The 24,818-nt window shown below is 40.7% G+C and carries 20 protein-coding genes and 3 tRNA genes; 9 read left to right on the top strand and 14 right to left on the bottom strand.

Going from position 1 to position 24,818, the window contains the following annotated elements; genetic code table 11:
- Positions 1-32 precede the first annotated feature (32 nt).
- A complete protein-coding gene (gene dprA, locus HMPREF3020_RS03990; RefSeq protein ID WP_070775633.1) occupies positions 33-1,148 on the bottom strand; it encodes a DNA-processing protein DprA in 1,116 nt (371 codons plus the stop codon).
- A 522-nt stretch (positions 1,149-1,670) separates the two neighbouring features.
- On the opposite strand from dprA, the gene leuA reads away from it, so the two are divergent.
- From leuA to HMPREF3020_RS03950, 8 genes are all read left to right on the top strand, one after another.
- The gene (gene leuA, locus HMPREF3020_RS03985) at positions 1,671-3,218 is read left to right on the top strand and encodes a 2-isopropylmalate synthase (protein ID WP_005696823.1); all 1,548 of its coding nucleotides are present in this window, start codon (positions 1,671-1,673) and stop codon (positions 3,216-3,218) included.
- A gap of 167 nt (positions 3,219-3,385) precedes the next feature.
- A complete protein-coding gene (leuB, locus tag HMPREF3020_RS03980) occupies positions 3,386-4,462 on the top strand; it encodes a 3-isopropylmalate dehydrogenase (RefSeq protein WP_070775632.1) in 1,077 nt (358 codons plus the stop codon).
- 77 nt (positions 4,463-4,539) lie between these two features.
- Positions 4,540-4,833, top strand: a complete 294-nt coding sequence (locus HMPREF3020_RS03975) for a YciI family protein (RefSeq protein ID WP_049383187.1) — start codon at positions 4,540-4,542, stop codon at positions 4,831-4,833.
- A 43-nt stretch (positions 4,834-4,876) separates the two neighbouring features.
- On the top strand, positions 4,877-6,286 hold the full coding sequence (leuC, locus tag HMPREF3020_RS03970; protein WP_070775631.1) for a 3-isopropylmalate dehydratase large subunit: 1,410 nt from the start codon (positions 4,877-4,879) through the stop codon (positions 6,284-6,286).
- A gap of 10 nt (positions 6,287-6,296) precedes the next feature.
- On the top strand, positions 6,297-6,899 hold the full coding sequence (gene leuD, locus HMPREF3020_RS03965; protein WP_005696826.1) for a 3-isopropylmalate dehydratase small subunit: 603 nt from the start codon (positions 6,297-6,299) through the stop codon (positions 6,897-6,899).
- A gap of 175 nt (positions 6,900-7,074) precedes the next feature.
- Positions 7,075-10,767, top strand: coding sequence for a methionine synthase (gene metH / locus HMPREF3020_RS03960; protein WP_070775630.1), 3,693 nt, complete (start codon positions 7,075-7,077; stop codon positions 10,765-10,767).
- A gap of 55 nt (positions 10,768-10,822) precedes the next feature.
- Positions 10,823-11,692, top strand: coding sequence for a DUF4393 domain-containing protein (locus HMPREF3020_RS03955; RefSeq protein ID WP_070775629.1), 870 nt, complete (start codon positions 10,823-10,825; stop codon positions 11,690-11,692).
- 381 nt (positions 11,693-12,073) lie between these two features.
- Positions 12,074-12,541, top strand: a complete 468-nt coding sequence (locus tag HMPREF3020_RS03950) for a hypothetical protein (protein ID WP_070775628.1) — start codon at positions 12,074-12,076, stop codon at positions 12,539-12,541.
- A gap of 89 nt (positions 12,542-12,630) precedes the next feature.
- On the opposite strand, the gene HMPREF3020_RS03945 is transcribed toward HMPREF3020_RS03950, so the two are convergent.
- The 6 genes from HMPREF3020_RS03945 to HMPREF3020_RS03920 all read right to left on the bottom strand — a co-directional run bounded on the left by HMPREF3020_RS03945 (position 12,631) and on the right by HMPREF3020_RS03920 (position 17,691).
- Positions 12,631-14,052 (bottom strand): sucrose-specific PTS transporter subunit IIBC, encoded by a 1,422-nt coding sequence (locus HMPREF3020_RS03945; RefSeq protein WP_070775627.1) that lies wholly within the window; start codon positions 14,050-14,052, stop codon positions 12,631-12,633.
- A 127-nt stretch (positions 14,053-14,179) separates the two neighbouring features.
- Positions 14,180-14,265 (bottom strand) — tRNA-Leu (locus HMPREF3020_RS03940).
- Between the two features lie 20 nt (positions 14,266-14,285).
- Entirely contained in the window at positions 14,286-14,633 is a 348-nt protein-coding gene (gene secG / locus HMPREF3020_RS03935) for a preprotein translocase subunit SecG (protein ID WP_005696834.1), read from the bottom strand.
- A 116-nt stretch (positions 14,634-14,749) separates the two neighbouring features.
- Positions 14,750-16,693: a DNA topoisomerase III gene (locus HMPREF3020_RS03930; RefSeq protein ID WP_070775626.1), complete on the bottom strand. Its 1,944-nt coding sequence runs from the start codon at positions 16,691-16,693 to the stop codon at positions 14,750-14,752.
- Between the two features lie 4 nt (positions 16,694-16,697).
- The gene (gene recR / locus HMPREF3020_RS03925; RefSeq protein WP_005696838.1) at positions 16,698-17,300 is read right to left on the bottom strand and encodes a recombination mediator RecR; all 603 of its coding nucleotides are present in this window, start codon (positions 17,298-17,300) and stop codon (positions 16,698-16,700) included.
- Between the two features lie 61 nt (positions 17,301-17,361).
- Positions 17,362-17,691, bottom strand: a complete 330-nt coding sequence (locus tag HMPREF3020_RS03920) for a YbaB/EbfC family nucleoid-associated protein (protein ID WP_005696839.1) — start codon at positions 17,689-17,691, stop codon at positions 17,362-17,364.
- A gap of 135 nt (positions 17,692-17,826) precedes the next feature.
- On the opposite strand from HMPREF3020_RS03920, the gene HMPREF3020_RS03915 reads away from it, so the two are divergent.
- Positions 17,827-18,918: a metallophosphoesterase gene (locus HMPREF3020_RS03915; protein WP_070775625.1), complete on the top strand. Its 1,092-nt coding sequence runs from the start codon at positions 17,827-17,829 to the stop codon at positions 18,916-18,918.
- A gap of 44 nt (positions 18,919-18,962) precedes the next feature.
- On the opposite strand, the gene HMPREF3020_RS03910 is transcribed toward HMPREF3020_RS03915, so the two are convergent.
- The 7 genes from HMPREF3020_RS03910 to mutY all read right to left on the bottom strand — a co-directional run bounded on the left by HMPREF3020_RS03910 (position 18,963) and on the right by mutY (position 24,752).
- Positions 18,963-20,333, bottom strand: coding sequence for an L-serine ammonia-lyase (locus HMPREF3020_RS03910; protein ID WP_070775624.1), 1,371 nt, complete (start codon positions 20,331-20,333; stop codon positions 18,963-18,965).
- A gap of 34 nt (positions 20,334-20,367) precedes the next feature.
- Positions 20,368-21,606, bottom strand: a complete 1,239-nt coding sequence (locus HMPREF3020_RS03905; RefSeq protein WP_070775623.1) for an HAAAP family serine/threonine permease — start codon at positions 21,604-21,606, stop codon at positions 20,368-20,370.
- A 286-nt stretch (positions 21,607-21,892) separates the two neighbouring features.
- Positions 21,893-21,968 (bottom strand) — tRNA-Asn (locus HMPREF3020_RS03900).
- Between the two features lie 2 nt (positions 21,969-21,970).
- Positions 21,971-22,046 (bottom strand) — tRNA-Phe (locus HMPREF3020_RS03895).
- A 233-nt stretch (positions 22,047-22,279) separates the two neighbouring features.
- A complete protein-coding gene (mltC, locus tag HMPREF3020_RS03890; RefSeq protein WP_005696844.1) occupies positions 22,280-23,359 on the bottom strand; it encodes a membrane-bound lytic murein transglycosylase MltC in 1,080 nt (359 codons plus the stop codon).
- Positions 23,360-23,368: 9 nt separating this feature from the next.
- Entirely contained in the window at positions 23,369-23,641 is a 273-nt protein-coding gene (locus tag HMPREF3020_RS03885) for an oxidative damage protection protein (protein ID WP_049365232.1), read from the bottom strand.
- Positions 23,634-24,752, bottom strand: coding sequence for an A/G-specific adenine glycosylase (gene mutY / locus HMPREF3020_RS03880; protein ID WP_070775622.1), 1,119 nt, complete (start codon positions 24,750-24,752; stop codon positions 23,634-23,636). The genes HMPREF3020_RS03885 and mutY overlap by 8 nt, the downstream gene beginning before the upstream one ends.
- Positions 24,753-24,818: the final 66 nt, after the last annotated feature.

Genomic DNA, 24,818 nt, shown 5'->3' with positions numbered 1-24,818 from the left:
TAGCACAGGATTGCCTCATCGCTCTACCCCGTTTATGCTATCCGCTTATAGAGTCCATTCTCATTGACGATTAAATCTTGTAACTCCAAATCTAATAACTGCACTAAAAGCAAATCCACCGGCAAATTCAATGCTGCAGATAAATCATCAAGACTTATCGGTGTATAAGTAATATATTGATAAAGTTCAGGATGACTCGGCTCCACTGTAGGTATTTTGGCAGTAAGTGGTTGAGCCACCGACTGATTGATTGGCGTATGTACTGGCGGCTGAAAAACAACGCTGTGATTGAGGCTATCTAAAATATCTTTGACATTTTCCACCAACATCGCCCCTTGCTTAATCAGTTTATGGCAGCCTTGACTGTATTCACTTTGAATATTCCCTGGTAAGGCAAAAATATCGCGATTTTGTTCTAAAGCATAACGCGCTGTAATCAATGAACCGCTTTTCTCTGTCGCTTCAATGACTAATGTTCCTAATGAAAGCCCGCTAATAATGCGATTACGACGAGGAAAATTTTCAGCAATCGGTGCTTGCGTAGGGATAAATTCAGAAACTAATGCCCCGTTATTTTCGATAATTTGCTCGGCTAATCGGCGATGTTTAGCGGGGTAAATGTGATCTAATCCGCTGCCCAATACGGCAATGGTCTGCCCTTGAATATCCACCACCGCCTGATGGCTAAATCCATCGATACCTAAAGCCAACCCACTCGTCACCGTCAATCCTGCGAGAGAAAGCTCTGTCGCAAAATATTTTGCCCAATATTCACCATAAGCCGAACAATAACGGCTTCCAACCATGGCAATTTGCTGAGCAGAAAGTGCGGTCAAATTGCCTTTCACAAATAATAAGGGTGGAAAGCCACTAATTTGTTTAAGTAAAAAAGGATAGTCATCTGAAAAACAGTGGATTAAATGATGGCCTTCTTTTTCTGCCCAGCTCAAAGCAGGTTCAATAAATTTCATTTCCGGCTGAAACCAACGACGAATCTGCAACGCATCCCAGCCCATTTGTTTAAATGCCACTTCATCATAATTTAACAAGTCTTCTATATTCACATGGGCCAAAATTTGTTGAATCCGCACACTGCCCAATTTGGGCACTTGAGCCAATCGCAACAAAATCGACGTAAAATCGCTCATAATTCTCTCCTTTAAAAAGAAAATTATGGCGAGATTTGTCTCAAAAAATGAAAAGTTTGTCTTAATTCTGCGATTCAGATCGCAAAAAGAGAAAAAATTTTAGAAAAAATCGGCATACCAGAAACGAGGAATAAAACAGGACAAAAACAGCTTCTTAAAAGCCATTTTTAGAGATTAATTCTGATAAAAAACTTATATCAAGAGAAATAAACTTTTAAGATTGTGTAGAGATATTCATTTTAGATATAAATCACTGATAAATGATTTGACAGCAACATTTTTATCCGTAATATGGACAGCGTTTTACAGAATTTTTTACAGGATTATCTTTTTATGTACCAAGCTGTTTCTTTATCTCTCAACCTCCTGCTCTCACATTCTTTGTGCGGCTAAGTTGTGGATAAAAAACACCTTTATGTAAAAAATCTATTATCAACCCGCACTTTTAAGATTGCGGGTTTTTTCGTTTTAAAATCACGGTAAAAATGACCGCACTTTGAGTGATAAAAGAAGGAAAATACTATGACAGATCGCGTTATTATTTTTGATACCACCTTGCGTGATGGCGAACAAGCGTTAAAAGCTAGCTTAACCGTTAAAGAGAAATTACAAATTGCTTTAGCACTTGAACGTTTAGGCGTAGATGTAATGGAAGTCGGTTTTCCGGTTTCTTCTCAAGGCGATTTTGAATCTGTTCAAACCATTGCACGCCATATCAAAAATAGTCGTGTTGCGGCACTTTCCCGTGCAGTAATTAAAGATATTGATGCTGCAGCTGAAGCCTTAAAAGTGGCAGAAGCGTTTCGTATCCATACATTTATTGCAGTTTCAGCATTACACGTTGAAGCCAAATTAAAACGTACCTTTGATGATGTGGTTGAAATGGCGGTAGCCGCAGTAAAACATGCACGTAATTATACTGACGATGTAGAATTTTCTTGCGAAGATGCAGGCCGTACAGGTATCGACAATATTTGTCGTATTGTTGAAGCGGCAATTAATGCAGGTGCAACAACTGTAAATATTCCTGACACTGTTGGTTTCTGCTTACCTAATCAATTCGGCAATATTATTGCTGAAGTACGTAACCGCGTACCAAATATCGATAAAGCTGTGATTTCCGTACATTGCCACAATGACTTGGGTATGGCAACGGCTAACTCCTTAACCGCTGTACAAAATGGTGCACGTCAAATTGAATGTACTATCAACGGCATTGGTGAACGCGCAGGCAATACCTCACTTGAAGAAGTGGTGATGGCAATGAAAGTTCGTCAAGAATTTATGGGCGTGGATACACGTATCAACACACAAGAAATTCATCGTGTCAGCCAAATGGTGAGCCAACTTTGTAATATGCCAATCCAACCGAATAAAGCGATTGTAGGTTCAAACGCTTTCGCACATTCATCCGGTATTCACCAAGATGGTATGTTAAAAAACCAAAATACCTACGAAATCATGTCACCAGAAACTATCGGCTTGAAGAAAGAGAAATTGAACTTAACCGCTCGTTCAGGTCGCGCAGCAGTAAAAGGCCATATGGCAGATATGGGCTACACCGAACAAGATTACGATTTAGACAAATTGTATGAAGCATTCTTAAAATTGGCAGACAAAAAAGGCCAAGTATTCGATTATGACTTAGAAGCTTTAGCCTTTATCGATATGCAACAAGGGGATGAGGATCGTTTAGTGTTAGATAAACTTTCTGCACATTCCACTAAAGAATATCCAGCAACTGCGTTTGTTCAAGTGGAATTGGATGGTAAAAAATTAAGCACCTCTTCTATCGGTGGTAATGGTCCGGTTGATGCAGTTTACAATGCGATCTTGAATTTAACCGGCTTAGATATCAAAATGTCCCACTATAACTTAACTGCAAAAGGCGAAGGTGCTGAAGCCTTAGGTCAGGTAGATATCGTGGTTGAACACGAAGGCCGAAAATTCCATGGCGTTGGTTTAGCGACAGACATCGTTGAATCTTCCGCACTTGCTTTAGTTCATGCAATTAATGCCATTTATCGTGCACATAAAGTCGCCGATATTAAAAGCCATAAACATCATTAATTAATTGAGTCCCCCTCTTTAGCAAAGAGGGGTTAGGGGAGATTTAGCAGAAGTAACATCAACCTCAGCAGTAAATTTTATATCGTTAAAATCTCCCCCAGCCCCTCTTTACAAAAGAGGGGAGAAAATTAACCGCACTTTAGTGTGACTGAAATAGGAAAAACAATATGCAATCATACAACATCGCTGTTCTACCAGGAGACGGTATTGGTCCAGAAGTGATGGCTGAAGCCATTAAAGTATTAAACAAAGTCCAAGAAAAATTCGGTTTCAAACTTAACTTCAATGAATTTTATGTAGGTGGTGCCGCAATTGATCATTGTGGTTGCCCATTACCAGCTGAAACCTTAAAAGGCTGTGATGATGCTGATGCGATTTTGTTTGGCTCTGTAGGTGGCCCTAAATGGACAAATTTACCTCCGGATCAACAACCAGAACGCGGTGCATTATTACCATTGCGTAAACATTTCAAATTATTCTGCAATCTTCGTCCTGCTACCCTTTATAAAGGTTTAGAAAAATTCTGTCCATTACGTGCAGATATTGCAGCGAAAGGATTTGATATGGTGGTTGTGCGTGAATTAACGGGCGGGATTTATTTTGGTCAGCCTAAAGGTCGCGAAGGTGAAGGTGCTCAAACCAAAGCATTCGATACTGAAGTTTATTACAAATATGAAATCGAGCGTATTGCACGTGCTGCTTTTGATGCGGCAATGAAACGTCGTAAACATGTGACTTCTGTGGATAAGGCGAACGTATTACAAGCTTCAATCTTATGGCGTGAAACCGTGACAGAAGTAGCGAAAGACTACCCTGAAGTCACCTTAGATCATATTTATATTGACAATGCGACCATGCAGTTAATCAAAGCGCCTGAATCTTTCGATGTACTCCTCTGCTCTAACATTTTCGGTGATATTATTTCTGATGAAGCGGCGATGATCACGGGCTCTATGGGAATGTTGCCATCTGCTAGCTTAAATGAAGAAGGTTTCGGCTTATATGAGCCTGCTGGCGGTTCTGCACCAGATATCGCAGGCAAAGGCATTGCCAACCCAATCGCACAAATTCTTTCTGCCGCGATGATGTTGCGTTATAGCTTCAACTTAAACGAAGCAGCGGATGCCATTGAAAATGCCGTACAAAAAGTCTTAGCAAATGGTCACCGTACGGGTGATTTAGCCGATGATTCTGCCCCTGTTTCAACTGCGGAAATGGGTACGTTGATTGCTGAAGCAATCTAATCGTAGGGTGGGCATTTTGTCCACCATTAACAAATTTAATAAAGGGGAGTAAGCGTCCCTAGAAAAAAGGAGATTATATGTTTATTGTTTCATTAACCTATATTCAACCTTTAGAGAAAATTGAAGAATTTCTAGCTGAACACAGAACATTTTTAGATAAGTTTTATCAACAAGGTAAGTTTCTAATGTCTGGACGTAAAGAACCTAGAACTGGTGGAATCATTATTATGAATGCAAAAGATCTTGATGAAGTAAATCAAATTATTGAACAAGATCCATTTCACCAACACAAAATAGCAGATTATCAAGTGATAGAGTTCTATCCATCTAAAGTTGCGAATGGATTAGAAAAATACCAACAGACAATTTAAAACTTACTACTCTAACAAAGCTCCTAACGAATTGAGAAAAATTATGGCAAAAACTCTTTACGAAAAATTATTCGATGACCATGTGGTGTACGAAGCTGAAGGCGAAACGCCGATTTTGTATATTAACCGTCATTTAATCCATGAAGTGACCAGCCCACAAGCCTTTGATGGTTTACGAGTTGCAGGCCGCCAAGTACGTCAAGTCAGTAAAACCTTCGGTACCATGGATCACAGTATTTCTACCCAAGTACGTGATGTAAATAAACTTGAAGGCCAAGCGAAAATTCAAGTATTGGAACTTGAAAAAAACACAAAAGCGACTGGTATTCAATTATTCGACATGACCACAAAAGAACAAGGTATCGTGCATGTCATGGGGCCTGAACAAGGCTTAACCTTACCAGGTATGACAATCGTCTGCGGTGACTCCCATACCGCCACCCACGGTGCATTCGGTGCCTTGGCATTTGGTATTGGTACATCTGAAGTAGAACACGTATTAGCCACACAAACCTTAAAGCAAGCCCGCGCAAAAAATATGAAAATTGAAGTGCGTGGCAAAGTAGCACCAGGCATTACCGCAAAAGATATTATTCTTGCCATTATCGGTAAAACCACCATGGCAGGCGGTACAGGCCATGTGGTGGAGTTCTGCGGTGAAGCGATTCGTGATCTTTCCATGGAAGGCCGTATGACCGTTTGTAATATGGCAATAGAAATGGGTGCCAAAGCCGGCTTAATCGCACCAGATGAAACGACTTTCGAATACTTAAAAGGTCGTCCACATGCACCAAAAGGTAAAGATTGGGATGATGCTGTTGCTTATTGGAAAACCTTAAAATCCGATGATGATGCAAAATTTGACACAGTCATCACGTTAGAAGCCAAAGACATTGCACCACAGGTAACTTGGGGAACAAACCCAGGCCAAGTAATCGGTATCGATCAGCCTGTGCCAAATCCAGCAGAAATGACCGATCCTGTGACTCGTGCTTCAGCAGAAAAAGCATTGAATTATATCGGTTTAGAACCGAATACCGATTTAAAAGACATTCCGGTGGATCAAGTGTTTATTGGCTCTTGCACCAATGCTCGTATCGAAGATTTACGTGCCGCAGCGGCGGTCATGAAAGGTCGTAAAAAAGCCGACAATGTAAAACGTATTTTAGTGGTACCAGGCTCTGGTTTAGTGAAAGAACAAGCAGAAAAAGAAGGCTTGGATAAAATCTTTATCGAAGCAGGCGCTGAATGGCGTAACCCAGGTTGCTCAATGTGCTTAGGGATGAACGATGACCGCTTAGGCGAATGGGAACGCTGTGCTTCTACATCAAACCGTAACTTTGAAGGTCGCCAAGGCCGTAATGGTCGTACTCACTTGGTGAGTCCTGCGATGGCTGCGGCAGCGGGAATGTTCGGTAAATTCGTTGATATTCGTGACGTCACATTAAACTAAGGAGCAGAAAATGGCAGGATTTAAACAACTTTCAGGCTTAGTAGTGCCATTGGATGCGGCAAACGTGGATACGGATGCAATTATTCCAAAACAATTTTTACAAGCCATTACGCGCGTAGGTTTCGGCAAACACTTATTCCATGAATGGCGTTATTTGGATGTAGAAGGCACCAAGCCAAATCCAGATTTCGTATTGAATTATCCACAATATCAAGGCGCGACCATTTTATTAGCGCGTAAAAATCTTGGTTGTGGTTCTTCGCGTGAACATGCGCCTTGGGCATTAGCCGATTACGGTTTCAAAGTGATGATCGCACCAAGTTTTGCGGATATTTTCTATAACAACAGTTTAAACAACCACATGTTACCGATTCGTTTAAGCGAAGAAGAAGTGGAAGAAATCTTCCAATGGGTGTGGGCAAATGAGGGCAAACAAATCCATGTAGATTTGGAAGCGATGACGGTCACTGTAGGTGACAAAGTCTATCACTTTGAACTGGATGAATTCCGCCGTCATTGTTTGTTAAACGGCTTGGATAACATCGGTTTGACGTTACAACACGAAGATGCCATCAGCGAATATGAAAAAAATATTCCGGCATTTTTACGTTAATCTGTTTTTTTACTCGGACAGCAAATATTGCTAACCATTCGGCGGACAATTTGTCCGCCTTTCTTTTTGAAAACATTCCATTTTTTTACCGCACTTTCTCCCCTTTTATTTGACACTCTGTGTGCTTATACCTATCATTCTCTTCAATATTGATTGATTTTAAAAAGAGCTATCTATGTCACATAATCAAACCGAATTACTGAAAAAATCCCTCGCTGAACGCATCCTCATTTTAGATGGTGCGATGGGGACGATGATCCAAAAATATAAACTTACCGAGGCTGATTTTAGAGGCGAGCGTTTTAAAGAAAGTGCGGTTGATTTACGTGGCAATAATGACTTGCTCACCTTAACCCAACCGCTGTTAATTTCTGCGATTCATGAGAAATACTTACAAGCGGGCGCCGATATTATTGAAACCAATACCTTCAGTTCGACCACCATTGCACAAGCGGATTATGATTTACAGTCTATTGCCTACGAACTGAATTTTGCAGGCGCAAAATTAGCGCGTTTAGCCGCTGATAAATACAGCACACCAGAAAAACCTCGCTTTGTTGCAGGTGTATTAGGGCCAACTAACCGCACGGCCTCTATTTCTCCCGATGTAAACGATCCAGGTTTCCGTAACATTACCTTTATGGAGCTGGTGGATGCCTATGCCCAAGCGACTAAAGGCTTAATTGAAGGTGGTGCAGATTTAATCATGATCGAAACCATTTTCGACACATTAAACGCAAAAGCCGCCATTTTCGCGATTGAAACCGTATTTGAAGAATTAGGTGTGGAATTGCCGATTATGATTTCTGGCACCATTACCGATGCTTCTGGCCGTACCCTTTCAGGGCAAACCACTGAAGCGTTCTACAACTCGCTTCGCCACGCTAAACCACTCACGTTCGGTTTGAACTGTGCGCTCGGCCCGAAAGAACTTCGCCAATATGTCGAACAACTGTCTAAAATCAGCGAAACCTATGTGTCTGTCCACCCAAATGCAGGCTTGCCAAATGCCTTTGGTGGCTATGATTTAGGGGCTGAAGAGATGGCGGCACACCTTAAAGAATGGGCTGAAAGTGGCTTTGTGAACATTGTCGGTGGCTGTTGTGGTACCACGCCAGAGCACATCAAAGCCTTTGCAGATGCGATGCAAGGTATTACGCCGCGTAAATTACCTGAAATTAAAACCGCGATGCGTTTATCAGGCTTAGAACCACTCAATATTGATGACGAAAGCCTATTCGTGAACGTGGGTGAACGTAATAACGTGACTGGTTCGGCGAAATTCAAACGCTTAATTAAAGAAGACAAATTTGCCGAAGCCATTGAAATTGCTATCGACCAAGTGGAAAACGGCGCGCAAGTGATCGACGTCAATATGGACGAAGCCTTATTAGACGGCAAAAAATGCATGACCCGTTTTCTCAATATTATGGCGACCGAACCCGATGCGGCAAAAGTGCCCGTGATGATCGACTCATCTAAATGGGAAGTAATTGAGGCAGGTTTACAGTCGGTACAAGGTAAACCGATTGTGAACTCCATCTCGTTGAAAGAAGGCGAAGAAATCTTTATCGACCACGCTAAATTGGTGCGTAAATATGGTGCGGCCGTGGTGGTGATGGCGTTTGACGAAGTGGGGCAAGCGGATACTGAAGATCGTAAAGTGGAAATTTGTAGCCGCGCTTATGATATTTTGGTCAACCAAGTCGGCTTCCCGCCAGAAGACATTATTTTCGACCCGAATATTTTTGCCATCGGTACGGGGATTGAAGAACACAACAACTACGGTGTGGATTTCATCAATGCCACAGGTCGCATTAAACGTGCCCTACCGCATGCGAAAATCTCGGGCGGGGTGTCGAATGTGTCTTTCTCATTCCGTGGTAATAATGTGATGCGTGAAGCGATTCATGCCGTCTTCCTCTATCACGCCATCAAACAAGGCATGGATATGGGGATTGTGAATGCGGGGCAGCTCGCAATTTATGACGATCTCGATCCTGAATTACGTGAAATTGTAGAAGATGCGGTATTAAACCGTAGCCCAGATGCCACCGAAAAACTGCTCGATATTGCGGAAAAATATCGTAACCAAGGCAACGATGAAAGTGCGGTCGATTCTGTTGCAGAATGGCGCACTTGGCCAGTGGAAGAACGTTTAAAACACGCGCTGGTGAAAGGGATTACTACTCATATTGTGGAAGATACCGAAGAAGCCCGCCAAACCTTACCAAGCCCATTAGATGTGATTGAAGGCCCGTTGATGGCAGGCATGGACGTAGTCGGCGATTTATTCGGTGACGGTAAAATGTTCCTGCCACAAGTGGTGAAATCTGCGCGTGTAATGAAACAATCTGTGGCGTATTTAGAGCCATTTATCAACGCCACCAAACAAAAAGGTTCAAGCAACGGTAAAGTGGTGATTGCAACCGTAAAAGGTGACGTGCACGATATTGGTAAAAACATCGTGAGCGTGGTGATGCAATGTAATAACTTTGAAGTGATTGACTTGGGCGTCATGGTGCCGGCGGACAAAATCATTCAAACCGCTATTGATGAAAAAGCGGATATCATCGCGTTAAGTGGTTTAATTACCCCTTCTCTAGATGAGATGGAATACTTCTTGGGTGAAATGACTCGCTTAGGTTTAAACCTCCCAGTAATGATTGGTGGGGCGACCACCTCTAAAGAACATACAGCAATTAAACTTTATCCAAAATATAAAGAACACGGTGTATTTTATACCTCTAATGCCTCCCGCGCGGTGACAGTGTGTGCGACATTGATGAACCCTGAAAGCCGTGCAGAATTATGGGAACAATTCAAGAAAGATTACGAGAAAATTCAGCAATCTTTCTCTAACCGTAAACCACTGCGTAAACAGCTTAGCATTGAAGAAGCACGCGCAAACCGCTTTGATGGCTTTAGTGGTGAATGGGCAGATTACGTGCCACCAAAACCAAACCAAACTGGTATTGTGGAATTTAAAAACGTACCGATTGCCACATTACGTAAATTTATCGACTGGTCACCATTCTTCCGCATTTGGGGCTTAATGGGCGGCTACCCTGACGCCTTTGATTATCCAGAAGGTGGCGAAGAAGCACGTAAAGTATGGAACGATGCGCAAGTGGTATTAGATGAATTAGAGCAAAACCACAAACTCAACCCAAGCGGTATTTTAGGCATCTTCCCTGCGGAACGTGTGGGCGATGATGTGGTGCTTTTCGCTGATGAAGAACGCACACAACCAATCGGCACCGCTTACGGCTTACGACAACAAACCGAACGAGGCAAAAACAGCAAAAGTCCGTTTAACTTTGCCTTAAGTGACTTTATTGCTGATCGCGAAAGCAGCAAAAAAGACTGGATGGGTATGTTTGCCGTCTGTGCAGGAATTGAAGAAATGGAATTAGTAGAAGGCTATAAAGCAGCAGGCGATGACTACAACGCTATCTTGCTACAAGCTGTGGGCGACCGCTTAGCGGAAGCGATGGCTGAATACTTGCACTTTGAGCTCCGCACCCGCATTTGGGGCTACACGCAAGAAGAGTTCGACAATCAAGGTTTAATCAATGAAAACTATGTTGGCATTCGCCCTGCACCGGGTTATCCAAGCTGCCCAGAACATACGGAAAAAGCCTTGATTTGGGATTTATTAGAAGTAGAACAACGCATCGGCATGAAACTTACTGAAAGCTACGCTATGTGGCCGGCGGCTTCCGTCTGCGGTTGGTACTTCACCCATCCTGCAAGTAACTATTTCACCTTAGGTCGCATTGATGAAGACCAAGCTCAAGATTATGCTAAACGTAAAGGTTGGGATGAAAGAGAGATGATGAAATGGTTGGGTGTGGCGATGAAGTAAAAACTTACATTAGTTTTATTGTATTTAAAGATAACCCTTAAGGAGAAATTATATTATGACAGATCCTCTATCTACAGCTGCTGTAGCAGTCGGAAAAGATATTGCTACTGGAGCATCAAAAGGTATTATCCAAACATTAAATGATATTTGGTATTGTGCGTATGGCCATAAATGGGATGAAAAAGTCCAAGAATTAAGATTACGACAAACAATCAAACTAGAAAAGTTAAAAAAAGATCTTGAACAAAAAATTCAAGTAATTCCAAATGAGAATTTACAGGAACCTAAACTAAGTGTAGTTGGTCCTGCATTAGAGTCCGCTAAATTTTATATGGATGAAAATGAAATTAGAGAGATGTTTGCTAATTTAATTGCTGCATCAATGAATAAATCTCAAGCCGATAATATTCACCCGTCTTTTGTCGAAATGATAAAAATGCTAAGTCCACTAGATGCGAAAAATCTATATTTTCTTTCTTCATTACAAGATGAAACCATATCTAAAATTCGTGTTGAGTATGAAAATGGTGGTTATAACGATATCTATAATCACATATATTTGGGTAATCCAGAATGTCAGGATAATCAGTTGATGGAGCCCTCTATTGATAATTTAATTCGTCTAAAACTAATAGATGTTTCATATGATGAATATAAAAATAATGATGAACTTTATGAAAAACATAGAACCAATCCCTTATACTTATCTTATAAGAAACAAGAAAAAGAAATTGAAGAGCAAATTAGAAATATACTAGATCTTTTAAATGTAGTTGACCAAAATACTGGAAATCCTTCATCTGATGCAATAAATTCTATTAAAGAAAAATTAGAAAACAATCTAAAAAAGAAAGACATTGTTGTAAAAAAAGGGAAAATTCAGTTAACTGCTTTAGGGAGAAACTTTTGTAAAGTATGTTTATAAAACTCTTCCACGATTATTCACTTTAGAAGACAAATACTAGCATTAGGGCTAGGAGAAGACATAAAAAAAGTAGAAGAAAGTAGACCATCCAATCTATGTAAAAAACTGTCATTTCAACTGGGTTTTATCGTTAATGTCTTTGATAATGGAACCGTAAATTTTCAAGGAAAACCTGATTCAGATATTCAAAGCAATATTGAAAGCAATATTAAAACTATCAATAATGTATAGATACCTCCTATGATGGCACACGCTTCCTAGCGTGTGTCTAACGTCAATAAAAAAACGCCTCAAAACTCACCGCACTTTACCCTTTGTATATTGCACAATTTCCGCTATCATACTCCCTTTCTCATTCACTCTACTCTCGGAACTTTATCGATGAATAAATTTAAATTAGCATTACTCACGGCCGCATTCGTAGGTTTGTTTGCTTGTACAACAACACAACAACCAAAGAAAAGCGTTAAAACACGATACCTTAAAAATAACATTAGCCAAGCGGAATTGAACAATCCGAAAGACTACAAACGTTATTATTATTCTTGCCATAATTCAGAAACAGGGTCTAGTTCGTATTTAACCACTTACTTCCCGCTTTCAAGAGAAAGCCGCATGAAAGATAACTTTGGTATTTATTTCCAATTAGATGGTGGAAAAGCGGTGCCGTTTGATCATGTGGAAAATCGCACCTTAAATGCACGAGGAAATCGCTTTGAAGTGATTTATCGCTCTTATGAGCCGATTGATGGCAGTTATGTTGATTTAATCGCTCGTGAAAATAATTCCGTGTATTACAAGAATAATCAAGGCATGAAAAGCACTTGGTTAAACTGTCGAGAAGGCTAATTTTCACTGAAAGTGCGGTCATTTTTAGACGCATTTTTCCAAACAAAAAAGCACGAGCTTAAACTCGTGCTTTTTCTTTTTTATCTCAATTAGGCTTTTGCTTGTGCGCGTTTCACAAAAATGACTGAAAGCGTGAATGCCACCACAAATGAAATCACCATACCAATGCTGTACATCGCAAGGCTATCTGGTTTAATTGATGGAATACCTAAGAAACCTGCTGCGCCTAATGCAATGGCTTTTACATTGAAGAATGCGATAAAGGCACTCGCTAAGCCTGAGCCAATCATCGCCGCAAAGAAAGCCTGACGATAACGTAAGTTCACCCCGAACATTGCCGGTTCAGTAATCCCTAATAATGCAGAGATACCCGATGGCACCGCTAAACCGCGTACTTTTGGATCTTTTAATGCCACTGCCACACCTAAACAGGCCGCACCTTGTGCGATGTTTGACATTGCGGCGATTGGGAAAATAAAGGTACCGCCTGTATTTGCCATTTCAGCTAATAATTGTGTTTCAACCGCAATGAAGGTTTGGTGCATACCGGTGATAACGATTGGTGCATAGAATGCCCCGAAGATTGCACCACCAACGAACCCTAAAGTGTCATATAACCAAGTTAAGCCTGAAGCAATTAATGAACCCGCTTCACGACCGATTGGACCGATTACGGTAAACGCTAAGAAGCCCGCAATAAAGAGTGAGAATAATGGGGTAATGAGGTTATCTAAGTAAGAAGGCACAAACTTACGGAAGGTTTTTTCTAAGGTTGCTAATATCCAAGCAGAAACTAATGTTGGGATAACGGTACCTTGATAGCCGACTTTTTCAATTTCAAGACCGAATACATTCCAGTATTGGATTTTGCCTTGCGCAAGGGTTAAAGCATAGTTCCAACCATCTGCTAATGCAGGGTGAACTAATAACATTCCAAGAGCCGCCCCTAAGAATGGGTTACCGCCGAATTTACGGGTCGCAGAGAAACCAAGTAATACCGGTAAGAACACAAACGGTGCATTCGCAATGGTATTAATGAAGTCCACCAAATCCGCAAGACCTGGGTGCATATCAATCACGCTTAATTCGTCAACGAAGAAACCTTTCGCTGTCAGCATGGAGTGAATACCCATTAACAAACCACCTGCGACAATTGCCGGAATGATTGGCACGAAAATATCCGCTAAGCCTTTCACCAAACGTTGCAATAAGTTTTGATTACCTGACGCTGCTTCTGCCACTTCGGCTTTGCTCACATCGCCGATACCAAGCAATTTGGTGAGTTCAGCATGGACTTTATTTACCGTGCCAGAACCGAAGATAATTTGATATTGACCAGCGACAGCAAACTGCCCTTTCACGCCGTCAATATTATCAATACCTTCTTTGTCCACTTTGCTTTCATCGTTTAGCACAATACGTAAACGCGTTGCACAATGTGCTGCTGTGGCGATGTTGTCTTTGCCGCCAAGCTTATCAATCACTTGCTGGGCGATTTGAGGGAAGTTCATAGTGCTCTCCTAATGGGTTTCTAGAAAAAGAAAATCGACAGATTGTAACCAAAACAGGGGATAATAACTAGCTATTCAAGCAAATTTTAGGCGAAAAAAAACCGACTTAATTAAGTCGGTTTATATTTGGTGCTCTGGGCGAGACTTGAACTCGCACGGCCTGCGGCCACTACCCCCTCAAGATAGCGTGTCTACCAATTCCACCACCAGAGCGTTTATTCTGTTTTTATTCCTTATTGCGGAATATCGTTATTTTTGTTTTCAACTGCTGGAGCAGCTTGTTGTTGCTGTTGTTGAACTTGTTCAGCAGTTTGAGATAAATCGTCAAATGAACCTTTTTGTACGTTACCACGGTGAGAGTTGATATTACCCAATACTAAAGCAATCACAAAAAAGCCAGTTGCTAAGATTGCGCTGGTACGGGTTAAAAAGTTACCTGCACCTGCAGAACCAAACATAGTACCTGATGCACCGCCACCAAATGACGCACCTGCGTTCGCACCTTTACCTTGTTGAACAAGGATAAAGCCGATTAAGGCGATACAAACTAATACATAAATAAATAATAAAATATTGTACATTATTCTTTCTTCTCTAAATTGCGATTTCGCAAGAAAACTGGGAGCAAATGTTATATAAAATTCATACTTTTCGCAAGCGCTTTCCCATTTTTTTTACTTAATTGTATTAAGTTTAATCAATTTTCAGCGTTTAAATCTTCCGATTTTTTGACCGCTCTTTTTCGTTTCGTTGCTGGTGTGCTTAAACCTTTTGAAATCTGACTTAGACGATGTAATGCGGTGAAATCAACAAAACGTACTAAATCCGGCAACATTTGATTAAGCGTAAACATAAATTGCTGATAACTCGCCTGTTTTTGACTGATATCCGTTAATTGTGCTTCCCAATGTGCCGTCATATCAGGTTGTGTAGCAATATCAGGTAAAGCAGAAATCAGGATCCGTCCCGTTTCTGTGCTGTGAATATTGCGTCCTTTTTTGGTCAAAAAGCCTCGTTTAAACAGCAATTCAATAATGCCTGCGCGTGTTGCCTCTGTGCCAAGTCCATCCGTTTCGCGCAGAATTTTTTTCAATTCTTTATCTTGCACAAAGCGCGCAATCCCTGTCATTGCCGAAAGCAATGTCGCATCGGTAAAAGGTTTCGGTGGTTGCGTTTTTTTACTCACCACTTCACCTCGTTCGCAGTACAGGATCTGTCCTTTCTTCACGATCGGCAATAGCGGCTCTTGATTTTCATCTTCGTCTTCTTTACCAAGCAATTCTTTCCAACCCGCGGTTTGCAAGTTGCGCGCTTGAGCCACAAAAGTACCGCCCGCAATACTTAAGGTAATTTTACTTTTACGATATTCCGCATCTGGACAGAATTGCAATAAATACTGGCGTGCAATCAATTCATAAATACGCTGTTCATCAATACTTAAATTTATCGAGCGGGTATTAGCCGTCGGAATAATTGCATGGTGCGCTTCCACTTTTTTATCATTCCAACAACGATTACGTTGCTCGCTATCCACCACTGATGGCAAAGTTTGATAAGTCTGACAATGCTGTGAAATCGCATTCATCACTTTATGTCGTTCAGCAAAATGCTCTTCCGGCAAATAACGACAATCAGAACGTGGATAAGTAATCAAACGATGGGTTTCATATAAACGTTGACAGGTATTCAACACACTTTGCGCTGACATGCCAAACCGTTTTGCCGCATCAATCTGCAATGCTGACAACGAATAAGGCAAAGGGGCCGTTTCTTTCTCGCGTTTGTCCACATATTCGGTCACTTCAGCAGGTTGATTGGTAATACGCTTCACTACATTTTCGGCTAAGCCTAAAGACAGCACGCGTCCATCTTCATCTTGGAAGTCTTCGCAAGCTTTACTTGGTTGCCAAAGTGCAGAAAAAAGTGCGGTCGGATTTTCAGACGTTTTTTCGTCTTTTACCCACGCCAACACTTCATAGAAATCTTTTGGTTGGAAATTTTCAATTTCCAAATCACGTCGCACAATCAAGCCTAATACGGGGGTTTGCACTCGTCCAACAGAAAGCACGCCATCATAACCCGCTTGGCGACCGCGAATGGTATAAGCGCGAGTCATATTGATACCATAAAGCCAATCGGCTCGAGCGCGTGCCAGCGCAGAGGTAGCCAATGGAATAAAATGACGATTAGGTTGGAGTTTTTGTACCGCTTTTTCGACCGCACTTGGGTTAAGATCGCTAATCAAACAACGCAAAATCCCATCACGTTTTTCCGCTGATAAATTGGCATAGCTGAACACTTCATCCACCAGCAACTGCCCTTCTCTATCTGGGTCGCCTGCATTAACTAAAACATCGGCTTGATGAATGAGTTTTTCTACCACAGAAAGTTGTTTTTTGACTTCTTTTCGCGGTAACAGAATCCACTTTTCAGGAATGATGGGTAAATGCTCTAAACGCCATTGTTTGAATTTAGGATCATAGGCATCGGGTTCAGCCTGTTCGAGCAAATGCCCCACGCACCAAGTCACAACATCATCATTGCCACATTTAATAAAACCATCACCCCGTTGATGAGGTTTTGGCAATACATCGGCAATGGCTCGCCCAAGACTGGGTTTCTCGGCAATAAACAGGCGCATAAGATTAGTCGATCTGACGACGACCTAAGAAAGAATGGGTTAAGGTAGTGCCGTCCACGGTTTCTAATTCCCCACCGACAGGGATCCCATGAGCAATACGGCTCACTTTAATATTATGTTGATGGCAAATTTCAGCAATATAATTAGCTGTAGCATCGCCTTCCACCGTTGGATTGGTCGCTAAAATCACTTCATGGAAAGATTCTTCTACCAGACGTTTTTGCAATAAATCTAAACCAATTTCTTTCGGACCAATACCATCTAAAGGCGATAAATGCCCCATTAAGACAAAATAACGCCCAGAAAATTGGCCGGTTTGCTCAATGGCTTGAATATCCGCTGGCATTTCCACCACACAAAGCAAGCCTGAATTTTGGCGACGAGGATTGTTACAAATATTGCACGTTTCCTCTTCGGTAAAATCACGGCACTGTGAACAATGTCCAATTTTAGACATCGCTTCCGTTAACGCGCGTGCTAGGTTCATCCCACCGCTACGATTTCGCTGTAAAAGATGATAAGCCATACGCTGCGCTGATTTCGGACCGACACCCGGCAAGCAACGAAGATTTTCAATAAGATGTTCTAAAAGTGGACTGCTTTGCATAGTATTTATGATGGGAGAAAATGGATGGTGTGTGAATCGATAAACTCACACACCCGATGAATTAAAATGGAAGTTTCATTCCTGGAGGTAATGGCATGCCTGCAGTTACAGAAGCCATTTTTTCTTTTTGCAATTCTTCTGCACGACGGACTGCATCGTTGAATGCGGCAGCGATTAAATCTTCCAACATTTCTTTGTCATCTTCCATTAAAGAAGGATCGATCTCAATACGACGGCAGTTGTGCGCACCATTAATCGTGATTTTTACTAAACCCGCACCGCTTTCGCCAGTTACTTCTAATTGGGCAATTTCTTCCTGCATTTTTTGCATTTTTTCTTGCATTTGTTGGGCTTGTTTCATTAAGCCGCCTAAACCGCCTTTTCCGAACATTGGATTTTCCTTCTTAAGTAAACTAAAACGAGCCGCATTTTAACGAAAAAATTTGCCTTTGGGAACAGAGAAATTTATTATTCCACACTTCAAAACTGGGTCAAAAACAACCGCACTTTTATTTAGGAATTGCAGATGGAAACTCGTTATTACTTTATATTTACGGCAGCTATTATTTTGTTACAACTGCTGATTTATATTTTTAATAAAACGCTGATTTGGTGGCTGAACAAACCACTCTCTCAAAAGGCAAGACGAACTATCACTTTTACCAGTTTTTTGCTTCCTAATGTCTTAGTTATTTGTCATTTTTTAAAGCTTTTTACGGCATTTCGACTTATTGCTTTAGTGCTCGCGCTGCTTCTTTTTTCAGCCTTTGCGAGCATTGCCGTCGGAGGTATTCATTTTCTTTTCCTAAAATCTAAATCCATCCCCAAAATCGACCGCACTTTACGCATTGCTTACCCCGTTTTATTTATTGGCATCATTACTTTAAGTGTGTATAACGCCTATGTTACCCGTGTTATTCATTATGAAATCACGCTAGATAAGCCCATTAAACCATTGCGAATTGGCATGGCAAGCGATCTCCATTTAGGTAAATTATTTGGCGGGAAAGAATTGGATAAACTGGCTGATATTATGCAGCAGGAAAAGGTCGATATCATTTTACTGCCTGGCGATATTATGGACGATAACGTTAATGCCTATTTAGCAGAAAAAATGCAACCTCATCTGGCAAAACTCAAGGCTCCAATGGGGGTTTATGCCACACTAGGCAATCACGATTTATTTGAAGACCAAGATCGAATTGATCAAGAAATTCGCAAAGCAGGTATCACCGTGTTAAGAGATGAAACATTAACGTTAAATAATGAATTGGTACTGATTGGACGAAATGACAATCTTGCTCACGATAGACCAAATACTGAGGCGTTATTAAAACAAGTGAATACTGACTTACCGGTTATTCTATTAGATCACCGTCCAACGGATATTGAAAAACACGCTTCACTCCCGCTTGATATTCAAGTTTCAGGGCATGCGCATAAAGGGCAAGTATTCCCCGCTAGTTTAATCACGAAAATGATATATCGTCTGGATTATGGTCATGAAAAAATTGGCAATCCACATGTTTTTGTCACTTCGGGTTACGGCTTTTGGGGCATCCCAATGCGCTTAGGTTCACAGTCTGAAGTAATTATTATTGACGTGAAAGGGAAATAAAAAAGAGAGGTCAAAAATGACCCTCTTTTATTATCAATGAAATCTTAAGAACACACCACTTTCACCGCTAAGCCACCTTTCGATGTTTCGCGATATTTAGCATTCATGTCTTTACCTGTTTCATACATGGTTTCAATCACTTTATCCAAGGTTACGCGAGGGTTTGTGGTACGACGTAATGCCATACGGCTTGCATTAATTGCTTTCACTGAAGCAATCGCGTTACGTTCAATACAAGGCACCTGTACTTGGCCTCCAACAGGGTCGCAAGTTAAGCCCAGATTGTGTTCCATCGCAATTTCAGCTGCAATACACACTTGTACTGGTGTACCGCCTAAGATTTCAGTTAAACCTGCGGCAGCCATTGAACATGCCACGCCCACTTCACCTTGGCAGCCAACTTCTGCACCAGAAATAGACGCATTCATCTTATAAAGTGAACCAATCATACCAGCAGCTAATAAATAGCGCTCAATCACATCTTGTGTTAAAGGGCCTACGAATTTTTCATAATAAGAAAGCACAGCCGGCACAATACCACAAGCACCATTTGTTGGTGCGGTCACGACACGTCCACCGGCAGCATTTTCTTCGTTTACCGCAAGGGCAAACATATTCACCCAGTCGATAACATGCATTGGATCATTTGCAAGACGATTACTATTGGCTTTCAATAACCGATAAAGTGACGGCGCACGACGCACAACTTTTAATGGGCCAGGTAACACGCCTTCTGTATTGACACCATGCTCAATACAATCTTTCATGGTTTTCCAGACATTATGTAAATGTGCTTCAACCTCTTTTTTATCACGTAATGCTAACTCATTTCTCATCATCACCGTAGATAGCATTAAGCCATTTTCCTGACAATGTTTCAAAATATCTTCAGCATATTGATAAGGATACGGCACGGCCATAGGATTCTCTTTCTCTTGACCAAAATGCGCTTCATCTACGATAAAACCACCACCGATAGAATAATAGGTTTGACGATAAAGCACATTACGTTCAGCATCTAATGCGGTAATTGTCATGCCGTTTTCATGCAATGATAAAAAGGAATTATGGAATACCATATTGGCATCCCAATCGAAATTAACCGTTTTTTTACCCTGTGCAATCGACAGTTTTTTGGTTTGTTTAACCTGGTCGATAAAGGTTGGGATTAAATCAATGTCTACATCGTGCGGTAGATAACCGGCTAATCCCATGATGATCGCAATATCGGTATTATGACCAAGCCCTGTCATTGAGAGAGAGCCATACACATCCACATGCAAGGTCGCGACCGAATCAAATTTACCTTGTTCGATTAAATCGTCAATAAACTGCTTGCCTGCTTTCATTGGGCCGACAGTGTGGGAGCTGGATGGCCCAACCCCCACTTTAAACATATCAAATACACTAATCATATTATTTCAATCCTAAGCTAAACTAAAAAGCCGCTTATAATAATCCATATACAACTGCAGAGATAGCAATTAATCCCATTACGGTAACAAATACATTGCTGAAACGACCTTGATAGCGTTTCATCGCTGGAACATTGCGGATAGCATACATTGGCATAATGAAAAGGATCATCGCAATAATTGGGCCGCCAAGCGATTCAATTAAGCCTAAAATACTTGGGTTAATGATTGCTACGCCCCATAAAGTGAGTAAGAAGAATACTGCGGTACCGTAATTTAATTTTTTACGATTTACACTTTCACCTTTCATTTTTAGGTATAAACCTTCTAAACCTTCACGAGCCCCTAAATAATGGCCAAAGAATGAACTGGTAATCGCTAAGAAAGCCACTAATGGTGCAAAATAAGAAATGTATGGATTATCAAATTTGTTCGCAAGATAAGACAAGATACTGATATTCTGTGCTTTTGCCTCTAATAACTCTGCTGGTGTTAAGGTTAATACACAGCTAAACACAAAGAACATCACGAAGAAAAGTAATACGGTTGAAGTCCCTTTTTCTGTACGACCAATGTGATATTCCGTTGTATCAAAATCTTTATATTCACGTTGTTGAGAAAGCGTGAAAGAAGAAATTGCCGGAGAATGGTTAAAAGAGAAGACTAATACTGGGATAGTTAACCACAATGTAGTGACAAAACCACCAGCAGTAGGAAGCTCATAAAGCATTGATGCATTCCATTGAGGAATGAGGTAAATAGATAATACGAATAGAATTAATACCAATGGATAAACCAATAATTCAGTGATTTTCAACATTACTTTTTCACTGAATAACATTACCGAAATCAATATCGCAATTAATACAAAAGAAAGAATCACACGGTTTGGTGAAGCCATGCCTAATTGGTTGACGATAAAAGAATCAACCGTATTAGTGATCCCGTTTCCATAAATCAATAAAATTGGGAAGATCGCAAAGAAATATAATAAGGTAATTAATTTCCCTGCGGTCGGGCCGAAATGTTCTTCAACTACTTCGGTAATATCACTGCCTGGCTTAGAAGAAGACAAGACGAAATAAGCCAAGCCACGATGTGCAAAATATGTCATCGGTCCGACTAAAATCGCCATCACAACCAAAGGCCAAAAACCGCCCATCCCTGCATTGATTGGTAAAAATAATACCCCTGCGCCCACCGCAGTTCCAAATAAGTTTAATACCCAAGCTGTATCAAATTTATTCCATTTTTTATTAGTTGTAGTGTCCATACATCACCTTCTAAAGTTAAAATTATAAAATCGTTTATTTAATGACTATTCATTCATTAAATTAGTGGCTGCATTATGATGAGATTAGGGATTGATTGCAAAGTGCAAAATAATAAAGTGTGATCTCGCTAACAATTTTATGTAACTTTTTTACATAAATATTTATCTAGATCAAAAAACTGCGGTGAGAAATTTGAGCAAATTTTAAAGAGAGGAAAACAACAGAATAATGCTGAATTCTAAAAAGCAAAAAGCCGCTAAATTACTTTAGCGGCTTCTTAGAATTTGGCTCCTCCTGCGGGACTCGAACCTGCGACATATGGATTAACAGTCCACCGTTCTACCGACTGAACTAAGGAGGAAATGGTGCCTCGAGGCGGAATCGAACCACCGACACGGGGATTTTCAATCCCCTGCTCTACCGACTGAGCTATCGAGGCGTTATCGTTATTGGCTACTGCCTGACAACGGAGCGTATTAAACTATTTTTTCGGGTATCGGTCAACAATTAAATTCAAAAAAAGTGAAAAATTTAGTGTATTTGAATGGTTAATAACCAAAACGTCTATAAAAAGAACGTATTTTGAAAAACTCAACTAAAAATAACCGCACTTTATAGAAAAAATAATGCCCGAGAGAAAAGTCTTTCGGGCATGGTATTTAATTTCTGAAATTATCGTCTTACACGGAATTTCTTCTGAGCTGCATCCACTTTCAACAAGTAGTTTCTTGCTTGTGACGATGGATGTGCTGTAGTTAAGATGCGATATACTTGTTCAGGATACATCTGATTGATCTTATAGATCGCCTCATCTTTATCCTCATCGAATACACGTAATACTGCACCTGCACCACTGTTGTAGGCAGAAATCATTGCAAAACGTTTAGAGGTAGGGTTTGTAATACCATCTAAATATTGATTTTGCAGAATCCATAAGTAAGAAACCCCCGCATCAATGTTATTTGCAGGATCATAAAGGTAACGCGCAGATGGTTGTCCACCTTTACCTTTCATCGCAAATACATCACGACCTGCTGTGCTTGGTACCACTTGCATTAAGCCGATTGCATTCGCATAACTTATCGCATACGGGTTGAAGCTAGATTCTGTTTGCATAATACCTAAAATCAAGCTCTCATCAATGCCATAGCGCTCTGCGGCTTTACGGACTAATGGAATATATTTTTGTGCACGCACTTCAACGTGGTTTGCAATCATTGAGATCACCACAAATTGCACGGTGTTACCATTTTGTAAACGGCGAGTTTGTAATTTATTTTGGATTAAATAAGTCGCAAAGTTACTTGCAATCACTTGGTTAGCAATTTGCTGACCATTATTATCCACAACCTGACCTAATAAGAAAGGACGCGTACTAATCGGTACATCACCAGAAGCGAATAAGTCGATACCTTTCGCATCGGAACCCATCAATAAAGTATGAACAATCGCATTGTGTAAGCGATTAAGGTCTTGTTGAGTTTCAACAATAATTGTACCTTCGTCAAAGCTTACGTGGCTACGCGTATAGAAAGAGTCCGTGTATTTCACGTAGTCTTTACGGCTCGCCACTAAAAGCTCATTCACCCCCCAAATACGATCGATATTATGGGAGAATTGACCCGTTAAAATATCTAACCCTTGTGTGTCTTTCGAAAACACTTCGTCATAATTAATGCCACGTCGATGGGTTGGCGAGTCGCTACACGCATATAAAAGCGGAAGTAGCGCCAATAATAAATACTTTTTCATAATCTTTTGTTATTTAGATGGGGGAACGTAACCTTCAATATGCACATCTTTGCCTTCAAATAAGAAATTCACCATTTCTTCTTCTAATAATTTACGATGTTCGGCATTCATCATATTGAGTTTTTTCTCGTTCACTAACATGGTTTGCTTTTTGATCCATTCGCCCCATGCTTGTTTACTAATTGAATTAAAAATACGTTTACCTAATTCACCGGGATACAGTTGAAAATCCAACCCTTCTGCATCTTGTTTCAAATATTCGCAAAAAACGGTTCTAGCCATAATAATTCCTTACAAATTGCATTAATAAATTTTTCACAGGCTGAGCTAACCCGATCTGTTCAGGTGACGTTGGATCATACCAATATTTGACCGCACTTAATAGACCAGATTGAGATTCTTTTCCTTTTTCTGACAATTTTTTCCAATCTGAACGATCGCCATCTTTAGATTTTCGATCGACTTCAACATAAATAGGATGGATATCTAAATGAAAATGACTAAACGTATGACGGAAAGTCACCCATTCTTGATACTCGGTAATCCCTTGTTCTTTCAGAAAATTCAGCAATGTTTGTTTATCATCAAACTGAGGGAAACAATACAATCCACCCCATAAGCCTTTGCTTTCGCGCTGTTCCAGCCAAACTTTTCCTTGATGAGATAAAATCAAAAAATAGCTTTGTTTTTCCGGCAACGATTTTTTGGGTTTCTTTTCTGGAAATGCCATCCACTTTTCGAGTTTATTGGCTAAACAATCGTTACTTAGAGGGCAAAGATCGCATTTAGGTTTTGTTCGGGTACAAATCGCCGAACCGATATCCATCATTGCTTGATTAAATTCTGCGACTCTCGTTGTTGGTGTAACCTGTTCGCTCAACTGCCATAATTGATTTTCGACTTTCTTCTCGCCAGGCCAACCTTCTACTGCAAAATAACGAGAAAGCACACGTTTCACATTACCGTCTAAAATCGGGTAAGGCTGATTTTGCACCGAAGATAAAATTGCGCCAGCTGTCGATCGCCCCACGCCCGTTAATGCCCAAACTTGCTCAAATTGCGTAGGAAATTCGCCTTGATATTCATCTCTGATGGTTTGAGCGGCTTTATGCAAATTTCTCGCACGGGCGTAATAACCTAGTCCCGTCCATAAATGCAATACTTCATCTTGCGACGCATTAGCAAGCGCGGTCACATTAGGAAAGGTTTTGATAAAGCGTTCAAAATAAGGAATAACAGTAGAAACTTGGGTTTGTTGTAACATTACTTCGGAAAGCCAAACACCATAAAGGGTTTTATTTTGCTGCCAAGGCAAATTTTTACGCCCAAACTTTTCATACCATTGTAAAATAGAATGGGCAAAAGGGGCATCAACAGAGGATTGGGCTAACATAACTTTCCTAAAGTGCGGTCAAAAATAAGCAAAAATTTTACGATGATTTTATCACTAAAGCACACC

The organism is Haemophilus sp. HMSC068C11 (genome assembly GCF_001815355.1).
Lineage (GTDB): Bacteria > Pseudomonadota > Gammaproteobacteria > Enterobacterales > Pasteurellaceae > Haemophilus_D.
This window is presented reverse-complemented; position numbering and strand designations above follow the sequence as displayed.